Origin of the sequence: Streptomyces sp. NPDC006332, assembly GCF_040612855.1 — a bacterium.
Lineage (GTDB): Bacteria > Actinomycetota > Actinomycetes > Streptomycetales > Streptomycetaceae > Streptomyces.
In genome coordinates this window covers 167,117-188,986 of record NZ_JBEXRA010000001.1, presented here as the reverse complement: position 1 = coordinate 188,986, position 21,870 = coordinate 167,117, and the positions used below count along the sequence as shown (strand labels likewise).

The 21,870-nt window shown below is 70.1% G+C and carries 21 protein-coding genes and 2 pseudogenes; 16 read left to right on the top strand and 7 right to left on the bottom strand.

What is annotated here, in order from left to right:
• The first annotated feature begins 86 nt into the window (after positions 1–86).
• The 5 genes from ABZ027_RS00815 (at position 87) to ABZ027_RS00795 (ending at position 6,391) form a co-directional block, all read left to right on the top strand.
• Positions 87–1,145 carry a LacI family DNA-binding transcriptional regulator gene (locus ABZ027_RS00815; RefSeq protein ID WP_356762906.1) on the top strand — a complete coding sequence of 353 codons (1,059 nt, stop codon included), beginning with the start codon at positions 87–89 and terminating at the stop codon, positions 1,143–1,145.
• A gap of 214 nt (positions 1,146–1,359) precedes the next feature.
• Positions 1,360–2,652 (top strand): ABC transporter substrate-binding protein, encoded by a 1,293-nt coding sequence (locus ABZ027_RS00810; RefSeq protein WP_356762904.1) that lies wholly within the window; start codon positions 1,360–1,362, stop codon positions 2,650–2,652.
• A gap of 85 nt (positions 2,653–2,737) precedes the next feature.
• Positions 2,738–3,718, top strand: a complete 981-nt coding sequence (locus ABZ027_RS00805; protein ID WP_356762902.1) for a sugar ABC transporter permease — start codon at positions 2,738–2,740, stop codon at positions 3,716–3,718.
• A complete protein-coding gene (locus ABZ027_RS00800; protein ID WP_356762900.1) occupies positions 3,715–4,641 on the top strand; it encodes a carbohydrate ABC transporter permease in 927 nt (308 codons plus the stop codon). Before ABZ027_RS00805 ends, ABZ027_RS00800 begins: the two co-directional genes overlap by 4 nt.
• Before the next feature lie 121 nt (positions 4,642–4,762).
• Positions 4,763–6,391 carry a glycoside hydrolase family 13 protein gene (locus tag ABZ027_RS00795; RefSeq protein WP_356762898.1) on the top strand — a complete coding sequence of 543 codons (1,629 nt, stop codon included), beginning with the start codon at positions 4,763–4,765 and terminating at the stop codon, positions 6,389–6,391.
• A 166-nt stretch (positions 6,392–6,557) separates the two neighbouring features.
• Here ABZ027_RS00795 and ABZ027_RS00790 read toward each other — a convergent pair whose 3' ends face one another.
• Genes ABZ027_RS00790 through kdpF form a run of 4 tightly spaced genes read right to left on the bottom strand, consistent with a single transcriptional unit; the run spans position 6,558 to position 11,177 of the window.
• Positions 6,558–7,226 carry a potassium-transporting ATPase subunit C gene (locus ABZ027_RS00790; protein WP_356762896.1) on the bottom strand — a complete coding sequence of 223 codons (669 nt, stop codon included), beginning with the start codon at positions 7,224–7,226 and terminating at the stop codon, positions 6,558–6,560.
• A gap of 5 nt (positions 7,227–7,231) precedes the next feature.
• Complete coding sequence (gene kdpB / locus ABZ027_RS00785) at positions 7,232–9,364, bottom strand: potassium-transporting ATPase subunit KdpB (protein ID WP_356762894.1); 2,133 nt, start codon at positions 9,362–9,364, stop codon at positions 7,232–7,234.
• Positions 9,361–11,055, bottom strand: a complete 1,695-nt coding sequence (kdpA, locus tag ABZ027_RS00780; protein WP_356763425.1) for a potassium-transporting ATPase subunit KdpA — start codon at positions 11,053–11,055, stop codon at positions 9,361–9,363. The genes kdpB and kdpA overlap by 4 nt, the downstream gene beginning before the upstream one ends.
• Before the next feature lie 32 nt (positions 11,056–11,087).
• Positions 11,088–11,177, bottom strand: a complete 90-nt coding sequence (kdpF, locus tag ABZ027_RS00775) for a K(+)-transporting ATPase subunit F (RefSeq protein ID WP_344405280.1) — start codon at positions 11,175–11,177, stop codon at positions 11,088–11,090.
• 560 nt (positions 11,178–11,737) lie between these two features.
• On the opposite strand from kdpF, the gene ABZ027_RS00770 reads away from it, so the two are divergent.
• The 9 genes from ABZ027_RS00770 (at position 11,738) to ABZ027_RS00730 (ending at position 19,356) form a co-directional block, all read left to right on the top strand.
• Positions 11,738–13,693: an amino acid transporter gene (locus ABZ027_RS00770; RefSeq protein WP_356762892.1), complete on the top strand. Its 1,956-nt coding sequence runs from the start codon at positions 11,738–11,740 to the stop codon at positions 13,691–13,693.
• A 105-nt stretch (positions 13,694–13,798) separates the two neighbouring features.
• Positions 13,799–14,317: a hypothetical protein gene (locus tag ABZ027_RS00765; RefSeq protein ID WP_356762889.1), complete on the top strand. Its 519-nt coding sequence runs from the start codon at positions 13,799–13,801 to the stop codon at positions 14,315–14,317.
• A 191-nt stretch (positions 14,318–14,508) separates the two neighbouring features.
• Positions 14,509–15,180, top strand: a complete 672-nt coding sequence (locus tag ABZ027_RS00760) for a hypothetical protein (RefSeq protein ID WP_356762887.1) — start codon at positions 14,509–14,511, stop codon at positions 15,178–15,180.
• 257 nt (positions 15,181–15,437) lie between these two features.
• Positions 15,438–16,106 carry a thioredoxin domain-containing protein gene (locus ABZ027_RS00755; RefSeq protein WP_356762885.1) on the top strand — a complete coding sequence of 223 codons (669 nt, stop codon included), beginning with the start codon at positions 15,438–15,440 and terminating at the stop codon, positions 16,104–16,106.
• 19 nt (positions 16,107–16,125) lie between these two features.
• Positions 16,126–16,686 (top strand): carbonic anhydrase, encoded by a 561-nt coding sequence (locus tag ABZ027_RS00750; RefSeq protein ID WP_356762883.1) that lies wholly within the window; start codon positions 16,126–16,128, stop codon positions 16,684–16,686.
• 206 nt (positions 16,687–16,892) lie between these two features.
• A complete protein-coding gene (locus tag ABZ027_RS00745) occupies positions 16,893–17,651 on the top strand; it encodes a hypothetical protein (RefSeq protein ID WP_356762882.1) in 759 nt (252 codons plus the stop codon).
• Positions 17,533–18,288, top strand: coding sequence for a DUF1775 domain-containing protein (locus ABZ027_RS00740; protein WP_356762881.1), 756 nt, complete (start codon positions 17,533–17,535; stop codon positions 18,286–18,288). The genes ABZ027_RS00745 and ABZ027_RS00740 overlap by 119 nt, the downstream gene beginning before the upstream one ends.
• Positions 18,289–18,378: 90 nt before the next feature.
• The gene (locus ABZ027_RS00735) at positions 18,379–18,891 is read left to right on the top strand and encodes a DUF6174 domain-containing protein (protein WP_356762879.1); all 513 of its coding nucleotides are present in this window, start codon (positions 18,379–18,381) and stop codon (positions 18,889–18,891) included.
• Between the two features lie 12 nt (positions 18,892–18,903).
• Complete coding sequence (locus ABZ027_RS00730) at positions 18,904–19,356, top strand: NAD(P)H-dependent oxidoreductase (protein ID WP_356762876.1); 453 nt, start codon at positions 18,904–18,906, stop codon at positions 19,354–19,356.
• 42 nt (positions 19,357–19,398) lie between these two features.
• Here the strand turns inward: ABZ027_RS00730 and ABZ027_RS00725 are convergent, their stop codons facing one another.
• Positions 19,399–19,887, bottom strand: coding sequence for a DUF6299 family protein (locus ABZ027_RS00725; RefSeq protein ID WP_356762874.1), 489 nt, complete (start codon positions 19,885–19,887; stop codon positions 19,399–19,401).
• A gap of 227 nt (positions 19,888–20,114) precedes the next feature.
• Between ABZ027_RS00725 and ABZ027_RS00720 the strand changes: the two genes are divergently transcribed.
• The gene (locus ABZ027_RS00720; RefSeq protein ID WP_356762872.1) at positions 20,115–20,309 is read left to right on the top strand and encodes a DUF5999 family protein; all 195 of its coding nucleotides are present in this window, start codon (positions 20,115–20,117) and stop codon (positions 20,307–20,309) included.
• A 28-nt stretch (positions 20,310–20,337) separates the two neighbouring features.
• Here ABZ027_RS00720 and ABZ027_RS00715 read toward each other — a convergent pair.
• Positions 20,338–20,430: pseudogene (locus tag ABZ027_RS00715) on the bottom strand (RidA family protein); the annotation flags it as partial.
• Between the two features lie 168 nt (positions 20,431–20,598).
• On the opposite strand from ABZ027_RS00715, the gene ABZ027_RS00710 reads away from it, so the two are divergent.
• A complete protein-coding gene (locus tag ABZ027_RS00710; protein ID WP_356762870.1) occupies positions 20,599–21,426 on the top strand; it encodes a PaaX family transcriptional regulator C-terminal domain-containing protein in 828 nt (275 codons plus the stop codon).
• 50 nt (positions 21,427–21,476) lie between these two features.
• On the opposite strand, the pseudogene ABZ027_RS00705 reads toward ABZ027_RS00710, so the two are convergent.
• A pseudogene (locus tag ABZ027_RS00705) lies at positions 21,477–21,674 on the bottom strand (enoyl-CoA hydratase); the annotation flags it as partial.
• Between the last annotated feature and the right edge of the window lie 196 nt (positions 21,675–21,870).

Below are 21,870 nucleotides of genomic sequence, written 5' to 3'. Positions count from 1 at the left end.
TTGCGGATGAAATGTGATGAAGAACGCACGGACTGATGGGTGCGGAAGCCGGTTCTCAGGACGGGGACGTCTCGTACTCTTGCGGCGTGTCAACCCATGAAGATCACCGCCCACGAGCCGGCCGGCCACGTCGGGCGGACGTCGCGCGACTGGCGGGCGTCTCGCCCGCGACCGTCTCCTTCGTGCTGAACCGGACGGCCGGGCAGACGATCAGCGACGAGACCCGCCAGCGGGTTCTGCGGGCGGTCGCCGAACTCGACTACCGGCCGAACCGCGCGGCGCAGGGGCTGCGCCACGGACGCAGCGCGACCATCGGCTTCGTCAGCCACGACAGCGACTTCGGCGTGTTCGCGGCCTCCGCGATCAAGGGAGCCCACGAGGTCTCCGTACGCCACGGGAACCTGCTGCTCCTGGTGAACACGGGCGGCTCGAATCGCCAGGCGGCGCAACTGGTCGGCGAGTTGCTCGACCGGCAGGCCGACGCCCTGATCTTCGCGGTGGCCGGTACGAAGTCGGTGGTGGTGCCGGAGGAGGCCGCGCGGGTGCCCACGGTCCTGCTGAACTGCTTCGTTCCCGACGACGCCCTGCCGTCGATCCTGCCCGACGAGGTGCGCGGTGGGCGGGAGGCCACCCAGGCGCTGCTCGACCTCGGGCACCGCGACATCGCCTACCTCACCGGCGCGGCCAGCGTCTGGGCCACCAAGGCCAGGCTGCGCGGCTTCCGCGAGGCGCTGCGCGGTGCGGGGCTCGATCCGCACAACCACACCGTGCTGTCCGGCAATTACCACGCCGACTCCGGGCACGAGCTGACCCGCAAGCTGCTGCGGCAGCGGGGCCCACTGCCCACCGCGGTCATGTGCGGCAACGACCGGATGGCCGTGGGAGCGCTCCTGGCACTGCTGGAGGCGGGGGTCCGGGTGCCGGAGGACGTGTCCGTCATGGGCTACGACGACCAGTTCGAGCTCGCGGCGGAGATACGGCCCGCTCTGAGCACGGTACGACTGCCGTACGACGCGATGGGCCGGCTGGCCGCCGAGCAGCTGGCCGCCGCCGGACCCGCCCCGCGATCCGGGCGCACGCTCGTGCACTGCCCGGTCGTGATGCGTGATTCCACGGCCGCCCACGTGCGGCGCGCGGGCGCCTGACCCGGTCCGGGCCCGCGGGGACATCCGAACATCCACCGATAACTCCCTTGTAACAAGCCCTTGACGCGAGAAAACCGGGGCGGCTAACTTTCGGCCACTAACCCGAATTAGTAACCCGCCGTGGTGGCCCGGTGCAAGACCCCGCCCCCGGCAGGCGCGGTATCAGGTGCGGGACCTCGGCCCCGACGCCAGCCAACCGTCCAAGGAGGAACAGATGTCCACACGGAAGCTGGTTGTCGGGGTGAGCGCGTTCAGCGCCCTCGCCCTGCTCGCCACCGGCTGCGGGTCCGGGTCCGGCAGCAGCGCCGACAAGAAGACGATCACGATCTGGACCGGCATGGACCAGCCGATCATCGACGGTCTCAAGGCCAAGCTCGCGCCCCGCGCCAAGGCCCAGGGCCTCACCGTCCAGTGGCGCAGGGTCGACAACATCAACCAGCTGCTCGTGCAGAAGGTGCAGGCAGGCGACGCACCCGACATCGCACTCCTGCCGCAGCCGGGCATCATCAAGGACCTCGCGTCCAAGAACAAGATCACCCCGCTGGACGACGTCCTCGACCTCCCGGCACTGCAGAAGAGCATGACCGCGGGCACGTTGGACGTCGCCAAGGCCGACGGCAAGACCTACGGCCTGATGGTCAGCATGAACGTCAAGGGTCTGGTCTTCTACCCGAAGAAGGCGTTCGAGCAGGCCGGTTACAGCGCGCCGAAGACTCTCGACGAGCTCAACTCCCTCACCGCGAAGATCAAGGCCGACGGGAAGACGCCCTGGTGTCTGGGCATCGAGTCCAGTACGGCGACCGGCTGGCCGGCCACGGACTGGCTGGAGAACCTGGTCCTGAAGTACGGCGGCGTCGACAAGTACAACCAATGGGTCTCGCACGACATCAAGTTCGACTCGCCGCTGGTCCGCCAGGCAGCCGCCCAGTTCCAGAAGATCGCCTTCACCGACGGCAACGTGCTCGGCGGCCGCAAGTCGATCGCCAGCAACGCCTTCGGCACCGCGGGCAACCCGATGTTCCAGAGCAAGCCGGGCTGCTACATGTACCAGCAGGGCAGTTTCATCACCGGCATGTTCCCGAAGGACGTCCAGAAGAACCTGGACTCCGAGGTCGGTGTCTTCGGCCTGCCCCCGGCCACCGCGGGCGGCGAGAACCCGGTCGAGGGCGGCGGCGACACGGCCTCCATCTACAACGACAGCCCGGCCGCCCGCAAGGTCATGAAGCTGCTCGCGGCCACCGACCTCGGCAGCACCGCGGCAAGCAACGGCTCCTCCTTCGTCTCCCCGCACAAGGACTTCCCGCTCAGCAACTACCCGCTGAAGACGACCCAGTCGATCGCCAAGGTGGCCTACGACTCCACCGGCTTCGTCTTCGACGGCTCCGACTCGATGCCCACCGCGGTCGGCACCGGCACCTTCTGGAAGGACATGACGGCCTGGATCTCCGGCGAGGAGTCACTGGACGCCGCCCTGAAGAACATCGACGCCAGCTGGCCCGCCGGCTGACCACGCGCGGAGGGCCCGCCGGGACCTGACCCCGGCGGCCCTCCGGCCCGAACGACATCGACCCGCGTTCGAGGAAGGAACCGCCGTGGTCAGCCAAGTACTCTCGACGGCGCTGACGGTGCTGGCCGGCATCGTCGGCGCCCTGGCCGTCTACTGGGCGCTCAACAAGCTCGCCGAGGCCCTGCCGGGCCGCTGGGAAGCCCGGATCAAGCCCTACTTCTACATCGCCCCCGCGGTTGCCGCGATCGGCGTCTACCTCGTCTATCCCACGGTCGTCACCGTCGTCGACAGCTTCCGCGGCAGCGACGGCTCGAGTTTCGTCGGGCTGGACAACTTCAGCCAGCTCCTGGGGACTCCGGCCTTCCGGCAGACCCTGCTCAATTCGCTGCTGTGGATCGCCGTCGTCCCCGCCGCCTGCATCGCGGTGGGTCTGCTCGTCGCCGTGCTGGCCGACCGTCTGTCGTCCACGGCCGAGAAGATGGCCAAGACCGTCATCTTCATGCCCATGGCCATCAGCGCCGTCGGTTCGGCCACCGTATGGCGTTTCATGTACGCCACCCAGCCCGCGGGCCAGCCGCAGACCGGCCTGCTCAACGGCGTCGTCACCGCCTTCGGCCACGACCCCGTCCCCTGGCTCCAGCAGAGCACCGCGCACTCCAACAGCCTGCTGCTCATGGTCATGCTGCTGTGGGGACAGGCCGGCTTCTCCATGGTGCTGCTGTCCGCCGCCATCAAGGGCGTTCCCGCGGACACCCTGGAGGCCGCCCGCCTGGACGGCGCCGGCGAGTCACGGATCTTCTGGCGGATCATCGTCCCGCAGATCCGGTCCACGCTCATCACCGTCTTCGTCACGGTCCTCATCACCGTGATGAAGATCTTCGACGTGATCTACGTAATGACCAACGGGTCCTTCAACACCAACGTGGTGGGCCTGGAGTTCTTCAACCAGCTCTACACGAACTACAACTACGGCTACGCGTCGGCGATCGTCGTCATGCTGCTCATCGCCATCGTGCCGATCATGATCTACCAGATTCGCCAGTTCAGGGCGGAGGAGTCGGCATGACCACCCAGACGACCCCGACGATCACACCGGCACCGCGCCGCGGCCGTGTGGCCCGGCGGGACGCGCAGACGTCCCGCGGCCGGACCGGAGGCCGCAGGCTGCCGAGCAAGCTGAGCGTGCTGCTGGTGTGCGCCCTGTGGATCGTGCCCACCCTCGGGGTGGTGATCACGTCCTTCCGCGGCGTCGACGACGCCAACTCCAGCGGCTGGTGGACGCTGTTCGCCCATCCCGGCGGCTTCACCCACCTCACCACCGGCAACTACTCCCGGGCGATGGAGCAGGCGGACCTCGGCACGGCCTTCCTCAACAGTATGGCCATCACGCTGCCGGCCGTGTTCCTGCCGCTGCTCATCGCGGCCTTCGCGGCCTACGCCTTCACCTTCATGACGTTCAAGGGGCGCGACACCCTCTTCATCGTCATCGTGAGCCTGCTGGTCGTGCCGAACTACGTCGCCTTCGTCCCGATCATCAAGCTCTACTCGTCCGCGGACCTGAACGGGACCTTCCCGGCCGCCTGGCTCGCCCACATCGGTTTCGGCATGTCCCTGGCCGTCTACCTCTTGCGCAACTTCATGGCGACCCTGCCCCGAGACGTCATCGAGTCCGCCAAGATCGACGGCGCCAGCCACTTCCAGACCTTCTTCCGGCTGATCCTGCCGATGTCCTCGCCCGCGCTGGCGTCCTTCGCGATCTTCCAGTTCCTCTGGGTGTGGAACGACCTTCTGGTGGCCCTGGTCTTCGTGGGTCCCGGCGACAAGCAGCCCCTCACCATCGCGATCACCAACCTGCTGGGACAGCAGGGCACCGGCTGGGAGATGGTCACGGCGGGTGGCCTGTTCTCCATGCTCGTCCCGATCGGGATCTTCCTGTTGCTGCAGCGGTACTTCGTGCGCGGCCTCACCAGCGGAGCGGTCAAGGGCTGAGGCCCGAGCACGGCCGCCCCGGCGCCGGCCGACCACCCTCGCCGAAGCCCCGTACGGCACCCCACCGCCCCGCCCTCTTTCGCTGCCACAGGCACACCGAACAGTCAGGAGCTCCGGCACCTTGAGCAACGCAAGCGACTCCTGGTGGCGCTCCGCCGTGATCTACCAGGTCTACATCCGCAGCTTCGCCGACGGCGACGGCGACGGCACCGGCGACATCGCCGGCCTCCGCTCCCGGCTGCCCCACCTGGCCGATCTCGGTGTCGACGCCCTCTGGATCAACCCCTGGTACCCGTCCCCGCTGGCCGACGGCGGCTACGACGTCTCCGACTACCGCGGCATCCACCCCGCCTACGGCACCCTCGACCAAGCCGAACAGCTCATCGCCGAAGCCCACGACCTCGGCCTGCGCGTGATCCTGGACATCGTCCCCAACCACACCTCCGACCAGCATCCCTGGTTCCGCCAGGCAGTCGCCGCCGACCCCGGCTCCCCCGAACGCGACCGCTTCCTCTTCCGCGAGGGGCGGGGCGAGGACGGCTCCCTGCCACCCAACGACTGGCACGCGGCCTTCGGCGGCCCCGCCTGGACCCGCACGCCCGACGGCCAGTGGTACCTGCACCTGTTCGCCCCCGAACAGCCCGACCTGAACTGGGACAACCCCGCGGTCCACACCGAGTTCGAGTCGATCCTGCGCTTCTGGTTCGACCTCGGCGTCGACGGCTTCCGCATCGACGTCGCCCACGGCATGGACAAGGACCCCGCCCTCCCCGACCTCGGGCTGCCGCACTTCTCCGTCATGACGGCGGAAGGCCAGGAGGACCACCCGCACTGGGACCGCGACGGCGTCCACGACATCCTCCGCGGTTGGCGCGCCATCGCCGACAGCTACGCCGTCCCACGGATCTTCGTCGCCGAGGCCCACGTCCGCCCCGGCCGCCTGGCCGCCTACGTGCGCCCGGACGAACTGCACACCGCCTTCAACTTCGACTTCCTCAGGTGTCCCCTCGAAGCCGACCGGCTGCGGGAGGTCATCGACCGCAGCATCACCGACCTCGCCGCCGTCGGCGCCCCCGCCACCTGGGTCCTGTCCAACCACGACGAGACCCGCCACGTGACCCGCTACGGCCGTTCCCACACCGGCGTGACGACCCCGCTGAGCGACCCGCACGAGCCCTCCGACCTGGGCCGCGGCACCCGCCGCGCCCGCGCCGCCGCCCTGCTCATGCTCGCCCTGCCCGGCGGCGCCTACATCTACCAGGGCGAGGAACTCGGCCTCCACGAGGTCGAGGACCTCCCCGAAGAGGCTCTCCAGGACCCCATGTGGGAACGCTCCGGCCACACCGTCCGCGGCCGCGACGGCTGCCGCGTCCCCCTCCCCTGGAGTGGCGACACCCCACCCTTCGGCTTCGGCCCGCCCGGCACCACTCCCTGGCTTCCCCAGCCCGGCGACTGGAAGTCGTACACCGTCGAAGCCAACGAGACCGACCCCGACTCCATGCTCAAGCTCTACCGCCACGCCCTGCGGCTGCGCCGCCTCGACCCCGACCTGCGGGGCGAGGAACTGCACTGGCTGGACAGCCCTGAGGGCACACTCGTCTTCCAGCGCGGCAACGATCTGGTGTGCGCGGTCAACCTCTCCGGCCGACCGATTCCCCTCCCCGACGCCTGCACCCCCCTCCTCTCATCCGGGCCACTGGGCGACGCCCTGCTGCCCCCGGACACCGCGGTCTGGCTGCACCGCGACTGACGCGCCGGCCCGGGCGGGACGCGTCACGAACCCCCGCCCCGGACCACACCGATCCACCAGGGCCTGCCCGGTGTTCCTCCCCGCCCAGCGGACAGGCCCTGGTCCATCCCGCCTGCCGGCCCCGACGGCAGAGCCCGCGTCTGCGTATCCCGTGATCCACGCGCCGTCAGCTCTTCGCCACGAGTTCCTTGAGCGCGACGTTGAGTTCCAGGACGTTCACCCTGGGCTCCCCCATGAAGCCCAGGGTGCGGCCGTCGGTGTGCCCGTCGACCAGTTTCTGGACCTGGGGGACGGACAGGCCGTTGCGCTCGGCGACCCGGTGGACCTGGATGTCCGCGTACTGGGGGGAGATGTCCGGGTCCAGGCCGGAGCCGGAGGAGGTGACGGCGTCGGCGGGGACCTCGGAGGGCCGGACCGTGTAGCCGTTCACCGAGTTGTCCTTGATGACGGCCTTCTTGGCGGCGGTCACCCAGGCGATCAGGTCCTTGTTGTCGGCGGACCGGTTGGTCGCGCCGGACAGGATCAGGCTGTACCGGGTGTTGACGCTGTTGACGCCGAGGCCGTTCTGCGGGCGGCCCTGGAACCACTTGAGGTCGGGCTGGGGGGTCTTCTGGCCCTTCTTCAACGGCAGGTCGTACGACTGGCCGATGAGCGAGGACCCGACGACCTTGCCGTTCGCCTTGATCTCGGAGCCGTTCGCCTGGTGGCTGAACAGGCCCTGGGCGATGCCGGTGACGGCCAACGGGTAGATGACGCCGGTCAGCAGGGTCAGCACGAGGAGGGCGCGCAGGCCCGCGCCGAGCAACCGGGCGGTGTTCACAAAGGAGTTGTTCATCGCGATCAACCGATTCCGGGAATGAGGGAGATGAGCAGGTCGATGAGCTTGATGCCGATGAACGGGGCGATCAGGCCGCCGATGCCGTAGATCGTGAGGTTGCGCCGCAGCATCCTGTCCGCGCTGACCGGCCGGTACTGGACGCCCTTCAGGGAGAGCGGGACCAGCGCGATGATGATCAGGGCGTTGAAGACGACGGCGGACAGGATCGCCGAGTCGGGCGAGGACAGGCCCATGATGTTGAGCTTGTCCAGGCCCGGGTAGACCGCCGCGAACAGCGCCGGGATGATCGCGAAGTACTTCGCCACGTCGTTGGCGATGGAGAACGTGGTCAACGCGCCCCGGGTGATGAGGAGTTGCTTGCCTATCTCGACGATCTCGATGAGCTTGGTCGGGTTGGAGTCCAGGTCCACCATGTTCCCGGCCTCCTTGGCGGCCGAGGTACCGGTGTTCATCGCGACCCCGACGTCCGCCTGGGCGAGGGCGGGGGCGTCGTTCGTACCGTCACCGGTCATCGCGACCAGCTTGCCGCCCGCCTGCTCCCGCTTGATGAGGGCCATCTTGTCCTCGGGGGTGGCCTCCGCGAGGAAGTCGTCGACCCCGGCCTCTTGCGCGATGGCCTTCGCCGTCAACGGGTTGTCGCCCGTGATCATGACGGTCTTGATGCCCATCCGGCGCAGCTCGTCGAACCGTTCCCGCATGCCGTCCTTGACGACGTCCTTGAGGTGGATGACCCCCAACACCCTTGCGCCGTCGGTGTCTTCGACGGCCACGAGCAGCGGCGTACCGCCCGCCTCGGAGATCCGGTCAGTGAGCGCGCCGGCGTCCTCGGACACCTCGCCGCCCTGCTCCCGGACCCAGGCGACGACCGAACCGGCCGCGCCCTTGCGGATCTTGCGCCCGTCGACGTCCACGCCCGACATCCGGGTCTGGGCGGTGAACGCGATCCATTCGGCACCCGTGAGTTCACCCTGGTGGCGTTCGCGCAGTGCGTATGTCTCCTTCGCGAGTACGACGATGGAGCGGCCCTCGGGCGTCTCGTCGGCCAGGGACGACAGCTGGGCCGCGTCGGCGAGTTCGGCTTCGGTGGTGCCGCTCACCGGCACGAACTCGGACGCCTGCCGGTTGCCGAGGGTGATGGTGCCGGTCTTGTCCAACAGCAGAGTCGAGACGTCACCGGCGGCCTCGACGGCCCGCCCGGACATGGCCAGCACGTTGCGCTGCACGAGCCGGTCCATGCCGGCGATGCCGATCGCGGAGAGCAGCGCGCCGATGGTGGTCGGGATGAGGCAGACCAGGAGCGCCACCAGCACAACCATCGTCAGATGTGTGCCCGCGTAGTGGGCGAACGGCGGCAGCGTGGCGACGGCCAGCAGGAAGACGATCGTGAGCGAGGCGAGCAGGATGTTCAGCGCGATCTCGTTCGGCGTCTTCTGCCGGGCCGCGCCCTCGACCAGGTTGATCATGCGGTCGATGAAGGTCTCACCCGGCCTTGTGGTGATCTTGATGACGATGCGGTCGGAGAGGACCTTGGTGCCGCCGGTGACGGCGCTGCGGTCGCCGCCCGACTCACGGATGACCGGTGCCGACTCGCCGGTGATGGCGGACTCGTCGACCGAGGCGACGCCCTCGACGACGTCACCGTCGCCGGGGACGATGTCGCCCGCCTCGCAGACGACCAGGTCGCCGATGCGCAGCTCGGTGCCGGGTACCCGCTCCTCGCGGTCCCCGACGAACCGACGGGCGACGGTGTCGGTCTTGGCCTTGCGCAGAGTGTCGGCCTGCGCCTTGCCGCGGCCCTCGGCGACCGCTTCGGCGAGGTTGGCGAAGACGACGGTCAGCCACAGCCAGACGCTGATGGTCCAGCCGAACCAGTCGCCCGGGTCCTTGAACGAGAACACGGTGGTCAGCACCGAGCCGATCCACACCACGAACATCACCGGCGACTTGACCATCACCCGCGGGTCCAGCTTGCGGAACGCGTCCGGCAGCGACTTCACCAGCTGTCCGGGGTCGAAGAGGCCCGCTCCGACGCGGCTTTCGGCGGGCTTGGGTCCGGTGGGTACGTCGTCGTGCGTCGCCCGGGTCGGGGTGGCTGTGGACATCGCGTCCTCGTGCTTCGTCGTGTCGGCCGTCATGACGCCAGCCCCTCGGCCAGCGGACCCAGCGCCAGGGCCGGGAAGTAGGTGAGACCCGTGATGATCAGGATCGCCCCCACCAACAGCCCCGTGAACAGGGGCTTCTCGGTGCGCAGGGTGCCCACGGAGGCCGGCACCGGCTTCTGCTCGCCCAGCGAACCGGCCAGCGCCAGCACGAACACCATCGGCAGGAAACGGCCCAGCGCCATGGCGATGCCCAGCGTGCTGTTGAACCACTGGGTGTCGGCGTTCAGGCCGGCGAAGGCCGAACCGTTGTTGTTGGCGGCCGAGGTGTAGGCGTACAGGATCTCGGAGAATCCGTGCGCGCCGCTGTTGGTCATCGAGTTGCCGGGGGTGGGCAGAGCCATCGCGGCGGCGGTGAGGACGAGTACCAGGGCCGGGGTGATGAGGATGTAGCAGGCGGCGAGTTTGATCTCGCGGGTGCCGATCTTCTTGCCCAGGTACTCGGGTGTGCGGCCGACCATGAGGCCGGCGATGAACACCGCGATGATCGCCATGATCAGCATGCCGTAGAGGCCGGAGCCGGTGCCGCCGGGCGCGATCTCGCCCAGCTGCATGCCGAGCATGGTGATGCCGCCGCCGAGGCCGGTGAAGGACGAGTGGAAGGAGTCCACCGCGCCGGTGGAGGTGAGCGTGGTCGACACCGCGAAGATCGACGAGGCGCCGACCCCGAAGCGGGTCTCCTTGCCCTCCATCGCTCCCCCGGCGATCTGGAGCGCCGGGCCGTGGTGCGCGAACTCCGTCCACATCATCAGCGCGACGAAGCCGACCCAGATCGTGGCCATGGTGGCGAGGATCGCGTAGCCCTGCTTGACCGAGCCGACCATGATGCCGAAGGTGCGGGTCAGCGCGAAGGGGATGACCAGCAGCAGGAAGATCTCGAAGAGGTTCGTGAACGGGGTCGGGTTCTCGAAGGGGTGCGCGGAGTTGGCGTTGAAGTAGCCGCCACCGTTGGTGCCGATCTCCTTGATGGCCTCCTGGGAGGCGACCGCGCCGCCGTTCCACTGCTGGTGCCCGCCGAAGAACTGGCCGACCTCGTGGATGCCGGAGAAGTTCTGGATGACGCCGCAGGCGACAAGGGCGATCGCGGTGACGAGGGAGAGCGGCAGCAGGATGCGGGTGACACCGCGCACCATGTCCGACCAGAAGTTGCCCAGCTCGCCGGTTCGGACGGGGGATCCCCCGCCGGCGCGGAGCCGGGAGTGGGCGAATCCGCGCACCAGTGCCACGGCGACGGCGATGCCGACCGCGGCCGACACGAAGTTCTGCACCGCCAGACCGGCCGTCTGCACGACGTGGCCCATGGCCTGTTCGCCGTAGTACGACTGCCAGTTGGTGTTGGTGACGAAGGACACCGCGGTGTTGAAGGCCTGGTCCGGGTCGATCGACTTGAAGCCCAGCGAACCGGGCAGCACGCCCTGTACCCGCTGGAGCAGATAGAGGAAGAGGACGCTCACCGCCGAGAAGGCCAGGACGCCGCGCAGGTACGCGGGCCAGCGCATCTCGGCGTCCGGGTTGGCGCCGATGCCCTTGTAGATCCACTTCTCGACGCGCCAGTGCCGGTCGGAGGTGTAGACCTTGGCCATGTAGGTGCCGAGGGGGACGTAGGCGAGGGCCAGCGCCGCCATGAGCGCGAGCAGCTGGAGCACGCCGGCGAGCACGGGACCCATGTCACCCGCTGCGGTAGCAGCTGATGTCATCGTCAGAACCTCTCCGGGAAGATCAGGGCGAGGACCAGATAGCCCAGCAGGGCGACGGCGACGACGAGGCCGACGACGGTCTCGGCGGTCACAGCTTCGTCACCCCCTTGGCGACGAGGGCCACCAGCGCGAACACCGCGATCGTGGTGAGGACGAAGGCCAGATCGGCCATCGCGAACTCCTAGAGGTGGAAGAGGTTCCGAAGAGCAGCGGACACTGTCAGGAAACCCGCAGCCGGCCGGAATCGGACGGTCGTTGACGACTCCCTGACGGCAGGCCCCGCAGCTTTGACGGGACCCTTACGGCGGCTCCTACGTCGGCTCTGTCAGCGGGCTCACGGCGGCTCTGTCAGCGGGCTCAAGGCGGCTCTCGCGGCGGGCTCATCCGGCCGGCTGTTGCCGTGGGCGGAGCCGCGACCGGGGTGCCGCGCGGTGCGGATGGTCGAGGTCGGGGGTTTGCAGACCGTGTGGTCGGACACGCGGTACGTGGCCAGGCGGAGCTCACCGGCGTTCTGGCAGCCGGTCTTAACGCAAGCTTGACGCCGGCGTGTGATCCAGCCCTCGGCTCTCACGTCACGTTCTGCTTAGGCTGGTGACGCCGTCCGCGTCATGACCGGATTCCACCCTGAGCCGCACACCTGGAGAGCACGCCGATGGCCACCACGGAACACCCGCCGCTGAGCCGTATGCGGACGTGGATGCTTCAGGGCCTGTCCGACATGGGCAAGGAGGGCGGCCACACCGGACCGCACTCCGCTCCCGAGGCCCCGCACAAGGGCCAGCCCTGGTACCGGGTGATGTGCCTGACCGGCGTCGACTACTTCTCCACCCTCGGCTACCAGCCGGGCATCGCGGCCCTCGCGGCCGGTCTGCTCTCCCCCGTCGCGACCATCGTGCTGGTCGTCGTCACGCTGGCCGGTGCCCTGCCGGTCTACCGACGCGTGGCCGAGGAGAGCCCGCACGGCGAGGGCTCGATCGCGATGCTGGAGCGGCTGCTGTCCTTCTGGCAGGGCAAGCTGTTCGTCCTGACCCTGCTGGGCTTCGCCGCCACCGACTTCCTGATCACCATCACCCTCTCGGCGGCCGACGCCTCGACCCACCTGGTCGAGAACCCCCACCTGAACAGCACCCTGCACGACAAGCAGATGGTGATCACACTCATCCTCGTGGCGCTGCTCGGCGCGGTGTTCCTCAAGGGCTTCCTGGAGGCGGTAGGGGTCGCGGTCGCCCTGGTGGGCGTCTATCTCACGCTGAACGTCGTGGTCATCGCCGTCGGCGGATGGCATGTCGTCACGGCGGGCCATGTGATCACCGACTGGTCCAGCGCGCTCACCGCCGAGCACGGCAACGTCCTCGCCATGGTCGGCGTGGCGTTGCTGGTCTTCCCCAAACTGGCCCTCGGCCTGTCCGGGTTCGAGACCGGCGTCGCGGTCATGCCCCATGTGAAGGGCGACGACGGCGACACCGAGGAGGACCCGCGAGGCCGTATCCGCGACACCAGGAAACTGCTGACCTCCGCCGCTCTCATCATGAGCGTCTTCCTCATCGCGACCAGCTTCATCACCACGCTCCTCATCCCGGAGAAGGAGTTCGAGGCCGGCGGTCAGGCCAACGGACGCGCCCTCGCCTACCTGGCCCACGAGTACCTGGGAGGTGCCTTCGGCACGGTCTACGACGTGTCGACGATCGCGATCCTGTGGTTCGCGGGCGCCTCGGCGATGGCCGGGCTGCTGAACCTGATGCCCCGCTACCTGCCCCGCTACGGCATGGCCCCGCACTGGGCCCGGGCCGTCCGCCCGATGGTCATCGTCTTCACCCTGATCGGTTTCCTGGTCACCTGGATCTTCGACGCGGACGTGGACGCGCAGGGCGGCGCCTACGCCACCGGTGTGCTGGTCCTCATCAGCTCGGCGGCGATCGCGGTGACCATCGCCGCCCGCAAGGCCGGCCAGCGGGGCTGGACCGTCGGCTTCGCGGTCATCTCCGCGGTGTTCCTCTACGTCACCGTCGCCAACGTCATCGAGCGCCCCGACGGCGTCAAGATCGGCGCCTGCTTCATCGCCGGCATCATCCTGGTGTCCCTGTTGTCGCGGCTGGCCCGCGCCTTCGAGCTCCGTGTGACCAGCGTGACGCTGGACGACATGGCGGGACGTTTCATCCGTGACATGGCCAGCCGCAAGTTGCGGTTCATCGCCAACCAGCCCGACCGGCGCGACAAGGCCGAGTACCGCGACAAGATCGAGCAGATCCGGGCCGACAACGACATGCCGGAGCAGGATGACTTCGTCTTCGTCGAGGTGACGGTGACCGACCCGTCCGAGTTCGAGGCGGGCCTGACGGTGCGCGGCGAGGTCCTGCACAACCGCTACCGCGTGCTGACCCTGGAGTCCTCGTCCATCCCCAACGCCCTCGCCGCGCTGCTGCTGCACGCCCGCGACGAGACCGGCAGCATTCCGCACATCTACTTCGAGTGGACCGAGGGCGGTCCCTTCGCCAACTTCCTGCGCTTCTTCCTCTTCGGCCAGGGCGAGGTCGCCCCGGTCACCCGAGAGGTGCTGCGCGAGGCGGAACCGGACCGCGCCCGCCGGCCCCGCGTCCACACCGGCTGAGGTGCGGGCGTCCGCGTCAGGATCACATCAAAATTCGCCCGTACGGCGTCAGGACCCCGTCAGCGTCCGTTTCCCGGCCCCGCACAGCCGCCTAGCGTCAGCGCCATGACACCGATGGCCCGATGGGTCCCGGCCGGCGACCACCACTGGCGCGGCAGCGCCCAGCTGGCGGTGACCTGCGCCCTGGTGTTCTGCGCTCTCTTCCTGCTCGTGGACTGGGACGCGGGCAGCCTGACGCTCCCGCGAACCGTGCTGTGGCTGGCCCTGTCCGCCACCGTCTTCGCCGTCCTCCTCCCGCACCGGGTGACCGCGGGCCCCGGCTGGCTGGCGGCCCGCACCCCCTGGCGCCGACACATGGTGCGCACCGACGCGCTGGTGGCCGTACGGCAGTACGGCCACGTCTCCTCGCACCTGGTGCTGCGCGACGCCCACGGCGGACGCCTGGAACTCGACCCCCGCGTCCTCACCGCCAACCCCCTGATCTGGCACGAGCTCGACACCGGCGTCCACCGCTCCGTCGAGCGCGGCACGCTCCTGCACGGCGCGGACGTCCTGGAACAGCTCGGCCACCGGATCGACGACGAGATCACGCGAGCCGTCCTGAGAGTCTCCGGGCTTTCCTGAGCGGGGGGTTGCCCGTGTCCCACCCTGTCGTGCGGCCCCGAACATGCTGGTCGGTACGCTGCCCGGGGTGCGGGGCGCGCGGTCCCGCTCTCCGTCGTCCGATTCGTCTGCTCCGTACGCTCCATCTGCTCCATCTGCTCCGACTGCTCCGTCCGCTCCGTGACGGACCGACCGTCTGAAGGTCCGATCTGATGCGCACGCACTGGTTGCGAGGAGTCGGCTCGCCGGCGTCCGGTGTGCTGCGCGGGGTTCGGGCCGGAGTGCTCGCGGTGCTGTGCGTGCTGCTGCCGCTGGCCGGACACGTGCTGTCGCAGGGCCATGCTCCCCGGTGGGTCAGCGTGGCCTCGACGGCGGCCGTCGCGCTGCCGAGCGCGACCGTACTGACACGGCGTCGCATGACGGACGCCCACCTGCTGGGCGTGCTCGCCCTCGCGCAGTTCGCCTATCACATCGTCTACTCGCTGCCCGGGGCCTGCGCCGCGGTGACCGGGCAGGGCGGCTCGTCGGGCGCGCTCGCCTGGCTGCTCGAACACGACACGGTCACCGGGCCGCCGACGTCGGTGCTGCTCGCCGGGCACCTGGTCACCCTGCTGCTCACCGCCCGTCTGCTGGGCGTCACCGAGCGGCTGTTGTGGCAGAGCACCTCGCTCCTGGTACTGGTACGGCGGCTGCTGCTGTTCCTCTGGCCGCTGCTCGGTGGCCGGCCAGGCACCGGACCGCGGACCGCGTTTCCGCTGAGCGCCGCGCCGCTGCGGTCGGCGTTGCTGGTGCGCTTCCACGAGGGCAGGGCGCCGCCGCGCGTTCGGTACGGTCTGTTCGCCCTTCTCCGGCCGACGGCGATCCCCACTCTCAGCCTGCCCTGACGGGGTGGTGCGAGGGCCGCACGACGGGCCGGCCCTCCTTGTCCTGGCGGCTCGACTGCCGGGCGTGCCGGAGCACTTGGCCGCACCGTCCAGTGGGTCGGCCCGGACCAGCGCGAGGCCCCGCCTCATCGTCCGCCTCATCGACCGGCGGATCGACCGCGTGACGGCGACGACCCGCTCGCCGCCCAGGACGCCCGCCTGTCGAGCCCGCGCGCCCGCGACCGGCGCCCCGCCGACCCCCGTACCACCGAGGAATCATGAACAAGCTGAAGAGACACCTGATCGTCGCCGCCGTCCTCCTGGCCGGCTTCGCCGCCGCGGTCGGCTCCTACCTGCTGCTCGCGCCGGACGACCGGGGCAGCGGTGGCCTGGACGTGCAGCCGGCCGCCGAGGCACTGCCGGTGCGCGCGTCCAGTCACCGGCTGACCGCGCCGGAGAAGAGCGAACTCACCGTCGTGGAGTTCCTGGACTTCGAATGCGAGGCGTGCGGGGCGGTGTACCCGGTCGTGGAGAAACTGCGCGAGGAGTACGGCCACCGGGTCACCTTCGTCGCCCGCTACTTCCCCATGCCGGGCCACCGCAACGGCGAACTAGCCGCCCGCACCGCCGAAGCCGCCGCCCGTCAGGGCAAGTTCGAGGAGATGTACACCAAGCTCTTCGACACCCAGAAGGAGTGGGGCGAGTCGCAGGACTGGAAGCAGTCCGTCTTCCGGAGCTACGCCAGGCAACTCGGCCTGGACATGGACCAGTTCGACGCCGACCTCGCCGACCCGGAGGTGGCCGGACGCGTCCAGGACGACCAGCGCGACGGCCTCGCGTTGGACGTGGCGGGCACCCCGACGTTCCTCGTCGACGGCACCCCGATCCAAACCCCGGGCTCCTACCGGGCGTTCAAGGCGCTCATCGACGACCGGCTGTCCGACTGACCCCCTCGGAGGCAGCAGCATGCAGTACCTGACCGACCAGGCGCGCGTGTTCCGTGCGCGCGCCGCCGCCCACGCCATGCCCCTGGACAGCGTCGCCCACCAGCCGCGGGCGATGTTCGTCTCCTGCTCCGACGCCCGCCTCGTACCCGCCCTGCTCACCGCCGCCCGGCCCGGGGAACTCTTCGAACTGCGCACGTACGGAGGGCTCATACCTCCCTACGACGAGAAGGCGCCCACCGCCGAATCGAGAACCATCGAGTACGCCGTCAACGAGCTGAACGTCTCCGACATCATCGTCTGCGGCCACTCCCGCTGCGACGTCGTCACCGCGGCGATGCTCGACAACCTGGCGATCGCCGGCGTCACCGGGTCCGACGGCGAAGCGGCACCACCGACCGGAGACGTCACGGCCGCCGACCACTGGCACGTACTGAGGCAACTGGACGCGCTCAGCGACCACCCGTGCGTCGCGCCCCGGCTGGCCGACCGTTCGTTGCACCTGCACGCCTGGTTCCACGACATCGACACCGGCGCGACCCTGGCCCACCACGCCCGCGCCAACACCTTCCTCCCGTTGTGAACGGCCCCACCGGATCCGACGTATACGACGAGGTGAACGCCCGTGACCTACCCCGCTCGGCTCATCCACGACGAAGACCGCCCGGTAGGGAATGATGGACGATCGTGCCGCGTGATCACGTGACCGGACACCAGTTGCCGGCAACAGGCCGGGCCAGCCGCGCGGGAACCTGCGCGCGGGCCGGCCTGTTCGCGGTGCTCGGTACCGTGCTCGCGACCTTCGGCCACCACGCGATCGCCGAGGGCACGGTGCCCTGGCGGTCGGCGGGTGCGATGGCGGTGGCCCTGTTCGCGGCCGTCTGGCCGCTGGCGCGCCGTCGCTACACGCCGGCCGCGACCGTCGCCTGCACGCTGGCGACGCAGGGCCTGCTGCATCTCGTGCTGTCCCTGACGGACGGCGACATGCGGGCGGGCATGCCTGGACACGCGGCGCACGCCGGGCACGGCACGCAGGTGGCCGGTGACGGCCACACCTGGCATCACGCCGGCGCGGCGATGACGCTCGTCCATGTGGTGGCCGCGCTGGTGGTGGCCTGGCTGCTGCAGCGGGCGGACGCCCGGATGACGGCCGCGCTCGGCGCGCTCGGCACGCTGGCCAGGGCGGCCGTTCAGGCCCTCGCTCAGGCGCTGCGGCGGCCGGTCAGCGGCCCCGGCAGGCTGGTGTCCGTGCTGCCCGACCGCGGGCCGGGCTCCTCGTTCGAGGCGGCGGCACCGGCATGGGACGACGTACTGGAGCACTCGGTGGTGCGCAGGGGACCACCGCCGCGGGAGCACCTCCGGTCCGTCACCCGGTCCCCGCGTCCAGGGGGCCGTTCTTCCCGTACCCGCAAGGAGTTCCCCTGTGTCCATGTCCATCCGCTCGGCGGCCCGCGTCGGCCGCCGCGCAGCTCTCACCGGTGCCGCCGCGCTGACGGCCACCCTCGCCCTGGCCGCGCCGGCCGCCGCGCACGCGGAGGTCGAGGCTGACACCTCGCAGGCCCTCGCCGAGAACGTCACCCTCAGCTTCGTCTCCGAGGCCGAGTCAGACTCGGCGGGCTTCACCGCGATGCGCGTCGTGCTGCCCGAAGGCATCGCGCCCGGAGACGTGACGCTCGACGAGGCCCCCAAGGGCTGGAAGCTGAAGGCCACCAGCGACGGCTACAACGTCGCCGGCCCGGCCCTGAAGACCGGCGTCGACGCCGAGTACAAGATCAAGGTCCGGCAGTTGCCGGACGCGAAGGAGATCGCCTTCAAGACGGTCGAGACCTACAGCGACGGTGAGGTCTCCCGCTGGATCGAGCTGCCCAGCGGCGGTGCGGAGCCCGAACAGCCCGCGCCGGTCCTGAAGTTGAAGGCGGCGGCGCCGGGTGCCAAGCCGGTGAGCCCCAGCCCGAGCGCGACGGAGAGCCCGGCGGAATCAGAGGCGCCGGAGCCTGGCCCGTCGGCCACCGTGTCCGGGGCCACGGCCCAGGCCAAGGACAAGGGCGCCGACACCGAGGCCGCGGAGGCGGACGACGACAGTTCGACCGGCGTGATCATCGGCGGGGTCCTCGCGGTGCTCGCCGTTGTCGGTGGCGGTGCGTGGTGGCTGGTGCGCAGGCGCGGCGCGTCGTCAGAGAGCTGACCACTCGGAGGCGGTAGCGACGCCGGTCGGTCCGAACGTTGTCGGGCCGACCGGCGTCGTAGTCGTAGCCGTCGTCGAAAGGGGCCCATCATGGCCGCCGTACGCTCTCCCGCTCGGTTCGCCTCCGCCGCACTGCTGGTCGTGGGACTCGCGGGGCTCCTGGGCGCGACCGCCGCCTGTGGGAACGAGGATCCGATACCGCCGCTCTCCGCCGTGCAGCCCGCGCCGACGAGCGTCGAGCAGCACGCCGAGTCCTCTTGGGAGGAACCCGCCTCGTACGCGTTCACTCTGACGTCGAGTGAGGGGGAACGGGCCCTGATCGGGACCTTCCGGGTGACGGTCCGGGACGGGCGGGTGGCGAAAGCGGTCGGCCTCGACGACAGCGGCCGCCGGGTGGTGCGGCGACTTCCCGATGAGGTTCCCACGCTCGGCGGGCTGTTGGACGAGCTGAAGCAGGCGCGGCACGACAAGGCGGACATCGCGGAGGCTCGGTACGCGGCGGACGGCCACCCGGTGCGGATCTTCCTGGACTGGGAGACGAACGCCCTCGACGACGAAGCCCTGTATGTCGTCAGCGCCTACGAAGTCGCTCGCCGCTCGTGACAGGGTGGGAGGGTGGCTACCTTGCTGATCGTGCATCACACGCCCTCGCCGAACTGCCAGGCTCTTTTCGAGGCCGTCGTGGCCGGTGCGACGCACCCGGAGATCGAGGGCGTCCGCGTCGTACGGCGGGCCGCGCTGGCCGCCACGGCTTCCGACGTGCTCGCCGCCGACGGGTTCCTGCTCGGCACACCGGCGAACCTCGGCTACATGTCCGGCGCGCTGAAGCACTTCTTCGACCAGGTCTACTACCCGTGCCTCGATACGACGCGGGGCCGCCCGTTCGGGTACTACGTGCACGGCGGCAACGACGTCACCGGGGCGGTCCGCGGTATCGAGGCGATCACGACGGGCCTCGGCTGGCGACGGGCCGCCGAGGCCGTGACCGTGACGGGCGAGCCCGGCAAGGCGGACATCGAGGCGTGCGGGGAACTGGGCGCCACGGTCGCCGCGGGGCTGATGGACTGACGCGCCCTGTCAGTCCTCGACCAGTCCGCGATCAGCCCGCGATCAGCCCGCGACCAGCGTGATCTCCTGCTCCGCGGTCGCGTGGAACACCGGCAGCGGCAGGAGGCCCTGCGGGTGCAGCTCCATCAGGCTGACCTCGACGTGCGCCGCACCGGGTCTCGGCCGGCTCAGCAGCGGCCGGCCGCTGTTGTGCCAGGGGTGCTCCGCGCCGTCGCACACCGCAGGGGTGCCGCCGATGCTGTGGCGGATGGGTGAGGAGGGCTGGCCGACGGACGAGCTCACGAGCACCGGGCCGGTGCCGGCGGTGCAGCGGTAGGTGCCGGAGAGGGTGACGGTGCCGTCGGACGCGATCAGGCCCGTCGCATCGACCGTCACGGTCTCGGCGGGGGCCGATTCGGAGGGGACCGCGGCGGCGGGGGCGGGATCTGTGGGGGCCGGGTCGGTGGGGACCGGGGCCGCGAAGGCCGCGGGCGCGGCGAGCAGGAGCAGTGCGGCACCGGCGGCGGCGCCGAGGGCATGGCGTACGGACATGGGAAGACCTCCTGGGTCGGGTTCTCCCACTGGTACCGGTCCCACGCCTCCACAGCCGTGATCGTCACCCCTTTGGTGGCGAGTTGGATCCGACGGTCGTCATACCGTCCGGGTGTTGTCCGCGTGTTGTCACGCTTCGCGGCGAGCTGTTCCGGTGAGTTCACTCCGGGAGGATGGTCTGTCCATACGGACCCGACCCGATGGTCCTACCGACGTGGAGGTGCGCCATGTGTTCCCACCAGTCCTCGACACACCCCGCCGGCAGCCCCGCCCCGCACGTCGTCGCCGCCCATCCCGAGCAGGGCTGGAGCCTGCTCTGCGACGGGTCGATCGTCTTCGACGACACCGGCGAGCTGCTGCCGGACGGCCGGATCGTCGCCCCGCACCGGGCACCCGTCGAGCGGCTGACGATCGCCGCCTGACGGTGGTGGTCGCAGGCCTCGCGGGCGGCTACGGCAGCACGGCGAAGCCGTCGAGTTCCACCGTCGCCTGCTCGTCCCACAGACGTACGACCTCCACGACCGCCACGGCCGGATAGTCCCGAACGGGAGTACGTCTGTTCCCGGCGACATCAAATGCCCTCGCGAGATCGTCCTGCTGGACTCGCTGCCGCGCACGGCGACCGGCAAACTCCAGCGGTTCAGGCTGCGCACCGCGTCCGGCGACGATGATGACACCCACAGTGACCAGCGGTGATGGCGAAGACCTAAGATGATCAACGTGTCCGACCAGCATGCACCCCGGTCTCTCATCGTCACGTTCTACGGCGCCTACGGCCGCTTCGCGCCAGGCCCGGTACCCGTAGCCGAGCTGATCCGGCTGCTCGCCGCGGTCGGAGTGGACGCCCCCTCCGTACGCTCGTCGGTGTCCCGGCTCAAACGGCGCGGGCTGCTCCGACCGGCGCGTACCGCGCAGGGCGCCGCCGGATACGAACTGTCACCGGAGGCCCGCCAGTTGCTCGACGACAGTGACCGGCGTATCTACGGCACCCCCTCCGAGCAGGACGAGGGCTGGGTGGTCGCCGTGTTCTCGGTGCCGGAGCCGGAGCGGCAGAAGCGGCATGTGCTGCGTTCCCGTCTGGCCGGTCTCGGCTTCGGCACGGCGGCACCCGGGGTGTGGCTCGCCCCCGCGCGGCTGTACGAGGAGGCCCGGCACACCCTGGAGCGGCTGCGTCTGGATCCGTACGTCGACTTCTTCCGCGGCGAGCACCTCGGCTTCGCACCGACCCTGGACGCGGTCACCCGCTGGTGGGACCTGGCCGCGATCGCCAAGGAGCACGAGGCGTTCCTCGGCGACCACGCGGGGGTGCTGCGCGGCTGGGAGCGACGCACGGACAGCCCGCCCGAGGAGGCGTACCGCGACTACCTCCTCGCCCTGGACTCATGGCGCCACCTCCCCTACACCGACCCCGGCCTGCCGGCCTCGTTGCTGCCGGAGGGCTGGCCGGGTGGCAGGTCGGCGGCGGTGTTCCGGGGACTGCACGAGCGGCTGCGGGACGCGGGGGCCGGGTTCGCCGGCGTGCGCGCCGAGGGTGCGTGAGCCGGCGGACGAGATCCGCCACTTCCACGCCGCCCGAGCGCAACGGCCGTCGCCAGCACCAGGGCCCGCACGGACGGTTCCCGGGACAGCTCGGCGAGCAGGTCGCGCAGGTCGGCGTAGGCGCCGAAGGTGAGCGCGTTGAGTTTGTCGGGGCGGGCCAGCGTGACGGTGGCGGCACCGTCGGCGAGGTCGACGCGGAGGTGCTCCCAGCGCGGGGTGCGGGCGGCGGAGCCGGTGAAGGGACTCACGACTCACGAGGTGCGGCCTCCTCGTTCGGGCGGCGGGCACTGCGTGCGGAGCTCCACCCGTCGAAGCTATACCTATCCGTGACTGTCGTCACGAGTACGCGATACGCCGTTACCTGGACGCGCACCTTCCGGATGACCCGGCGCCGTCACAGCCGTCACGGATCGTCCACATCCCGGTAACGGTGGGAGCAGCCGT

Excerpts from the sequence above, each read along its gene's own strand:
- ABZ027_RS00710 (WP_356762870.1), top strand. The coding sequence starts at position 20,599 with ATGATCAACGTGTCCGACCAGCATGCACCCCGGTCTCTCATCGTCACG.
- ABZ027_RS00800 (WP_356762900.1), top strand. The coding sequence starts at position 3,715 with ATGACCACCCAGACGACCCCGACGATCACACCGGCACCGCGCCGCGGC.
- ABZ027_RS00755 (WP_356762885.1), top strand. The coding sequence starts at position 15,438 with ATGAACAAGCTGAAGAGACACCTGATCGTCGCCGCCGTCCTCCTGGCC.
- kdpB (WP_356762894.1), bottom strand. The coding sequence starts at position 9,364 with ATGACGGCCGACACGACGAAGCACGAGGACGCGATGTCCACAGCCACC.
- ABZ027_RS00740 (WP_356762881.1), top strand. The coding sequence starts at position 17,533 with ATGTCCATCCGCTCGGCGGCCCGCGTCGGCCGCCGCGCAGCTCTCACC.
- ABZ027_RS00725 (WP_356762874.1), bottom strand. The coding sequence starts at position 19,887 with ATGTCCGTACGCCATGCCCTCGGCGCCGCCGCCGGTGCCGCACTGCTC.
- ABZ027_RS00735 (WP_356762879.1), top strand. The coding sequence starts at position 18,379 with ATGGCCGCCGTACGCTCTCCCGCTCGGTTCGCCTCCGCCGCACTGCTG.
- kdpA (WP_356763425.1), bottom strand. The coding sequence starts at position 11,055 with ATGGGTCCCGTGCTCGCCGGCGTGCTCCAGCTGCTCGCGCTCATGGCG.
- ABZ027_RS00810 (WP_356762904.1), top strand. The coding sequence starts at position 1,360 with ATGTCCACACGGAAGCTGGTTGTCGGGGTGAGCGCGTTCAGCGCCCTC.
- ABZ027_RS00720 (WP_356762872.1), top strand. The coding sequence starts at position 20,115 with ATGTGTTCCCACCAGTCCTCGACACACCCCGCCGGCAGCCCCGCCCCG.
- ABZ027_RS00790 (WP_356762896.1), bottom strand. The coding sequence starts at position 7,226 with ATGAACAACTCCTTTGTGAACACCGCCCGGTTGCTCGGCGCGGGCCTG.
- ABZ027_RS00760 (WP_356762887.1), top strand. The coding sequence starts at position 14,509 with ATGCGCACGCACTGGTTGCGAGGAGTCGGCTCGCCGGCGTCCGGTGTG.
- ABZ027_RS00770 (WP_356762892.1), top strand. The coding sequence starts at position 11,738 with ATGGCCACCACGGAACACCCGCCGCTGAGCCGTATGCGGACGTGGATG.
- ABZ027_RS00765 (WP_356762889.1), top strand. The coding sequence starts at position 13,799 with ATGACACCGATGGCCCGATGGGTCCCGGCCGGCGACCACCACTGGCGC.
- ABZ027_RS00750 (WP_356762883.1), top strand. The coding sequence starts at position 16,126 with ATGCAGTACCTGACCGACCAGGCGCGCGTGTTCCGTGCGCGCGCCGCC.